Raw genomic sequence first — 2,500 nt, 5'->3', positions numbered from 1 at the left:
CATGACCAGGATGAAGGTGCGGTAACACGCACTGGAGGTCCGAACCAGTTGACGTTGAAAAGTCTTTGGATGAGTTGTGGGTAGGGGTGAAAGGCCAATCAAACTGGGAAATAGCTCGTACTCCCCGAAATGTTTTTAGGAACAGCCTCGGGAGATGTTTAGTAGAGGTAGAGCTACCAATAGGACTAGGGGGAGTCAAATCCTACCAAATCCTGATGAACTCCGAATGCTACTAAATTATCCCGGGAGTGAGGGCAAGGGTGCTAAGGTCCTTGTCCGAGAGGGAAAGAACCCGGACCATCAGCTAAGGTCCCCAAATATATACTAAGTTGAACTAAGGAGGTTCAGTTGCTTAGACAGCCAGGATGTTGGCTTGGAAGCAGCCATTCATTTAAAGAGTGCGTAACAGCTCACTGGTCGAGCGACAGAGCATCGATGATGATCGGGCATTAAGTATATTACCGAAGCTATGGCAGTATTTATACTGGGTAGGGGAGCATTCTATAGGCAGTGAAGGTGTACTGTAAGGTATGCTGGAGCGTATAGAAAAGCAAATGTAGGCATAAGTAACGATAAGGCGGGTGAGAAACCCGCCCACCGATAGACTAAGGTTTCCTCAGCAATGCTAATCAGCTGAGGGTTAGTCAGGACCTAAGGCGAACCCGAGAGGGGTAGTCGATGGACAACGGGTTAATATTCCCGTACTACCTTATAGAGTGATGGGGTGACGGAGTAGTGAAAGTCCCGCGTACTGACGGAATAGTACGTTAAAGCGTGTAGGTATAGGCACAGTAGGTAAATCCGCTGAGCTTGCTGAACGTGATAGTACCACAACGCTTCGGCAGCGTGGATAGTGGACCTAATCAGACTTCCAAGAAAAACCTCTAAACATATGTATAAGGTACCTGTACCGTAAACCGACACAGGTAGTCAAGGAGAGAATCCTAAGGTGCTCGAGTGATCCGTGGCTAAGGAACTAGGCAAAATGGCCCTGTAACTTCGGGAGAAGGGGCGCCCCACTCAGGTGGGGCCGCAGTGAAAAGGCCCAGGCGACTGTTTAACAAAAACACATGGCTTTGCGAAATCGAAAGATGAAGTATAAGGCCTGACACCTGCCCGGTGCTGGAAGGTTAAGGGGGGACGTTAGCGTAAGCGAAGCGTTGAACTGAAGCCCCAGTAAACGGCGGCCGTAACTATAACGGTCCTAAGGTAGCGAAATTCCTTGTCGGGTAAGTTCCGACCTGCACGAATGGTGTAACGATCTGGGCACTGTCTCGGCCACGAGCTCGGTGAAATTGTAGTAGCGGTGAAGATGCCGCTTACCCGCAACGGGACGAAAAGACCCCATGAACCTTTACTATAGCTTCACATTGACATTGGGTAAAATATGTGTAGGATAGGTGGGAGACTTCGAAGCTGTGTCGCCAGGCATGGTGGAGTCGTTGTTGAAATACCACCCTTATTTTATCTGATGCCTAATCCCTCACAGGAGACATTGTGTGGTGGGTAGTTTGACTGGGGTGGTCGCCTCCAAAAGAGTAACGGAGGCTTTCAAAGGTTCCCTCAGCACGCTTGGTAACCGTGCGCAGAGCGCAATAGCATAAGGGAGCTTGACTGTGAGACCTACAAGTCGATCAGGGTCGAAAGACGGATATAGTGATCCGGTGGTTCCGCATGGAAGGGCCATCGCTCAAAGGATAAAAGGTACTCTGGGGATAACAGGCTGATCTCCCCCAAGAGCTCACATCGACGGGGAGGTTTGGCACCTCGATGTCGGCTCGTCACATCCTGGGGCTGGAGAAGGTCCCAAGGGTTGGGCTGTTCGCCCATTAAAGTGGCACGCGAGCTGGGTTCAGAACGTCGTGAGACAGTTCGGTCTCTATCTGTTGTGGGCGCTAGAAGTTTGAGAGGACCTGATCTTAGTACGAGAGGACCGGATTGGACAAACCGCTGGTGTATCAGTTGTGCCGCCAGGTGCACCGCTGAGTAGCTATGTTTGGATGAGATAAGCGCTGAAAGCATCTAAGCGCGAAACTTACCTCAAGATGAGACTTCTTTAAAGGAACCATATAGATGATGTGGTTGATAGGCTACAGGTGTAAAGGCAGTAATGTCATAGCTGAGTAGTACTAATTATCCGTAGCTTTCCGTAAACAGACTCTTGTGCTTATTTTATTAACTCTTTCACATAAACATGTTAATCATTACTAATAGAGTGATGATATAAAAAATACTGATACTACCGTATCATAAAGAAATTTAATACCGTGACAATAAATGTCATGAAAGACTTTATGGTGACTATAGCGGTGGGGTACACCTCTTCCCATTCCGAACAGAGAAGTTAAGCCCACCAGCGCTGATGGTACTGCCGTAAAAGGTGGGAGAGTAAGTCGTTGCCAGCTTTTTATTATATAAGGATTGTTGTTTATTCAGCAATCCTTTTTTTATGCCTAATCATTTTATAATCGCTCAATAGCGACCACTGACTATAAACAAG

General features: G+C 47.9%; 2 rRNA genes (1 of these 2 cut by a window edge). Both read left to right on the top strand.

Annotation, left to right across the window (positions count from 1 at the left end):
- Positions 1-2,152, top strand: a 23S ribosomal RNA gene (locus JKP34_RS18085) (it extends 718 nt beyond the left edge of the window).
- Between the two features lie 141 nt (positions 2,153-2,293).
- Positions 2,294-2,405, top strand: a 5S ribosomal RNA gene (rrf, locus tag JKP34_RS18080).
- Positions 2,406-2,500: the final 95 nt, after the last annotated feature.

This window comes from Marivirga atlantica (genome assembly GCF_016734805.1).
GTDB lineage: Bacteria > Bacteroidota > Bacteroidia > Cytophagales > Cyclobacteriaceae > Marivirga > Marivirga atlantica.
Note: the sequence above shows the minus strand (reverse complement) of the source record. Positions and strands in the feature narration are given on the sequence as shown.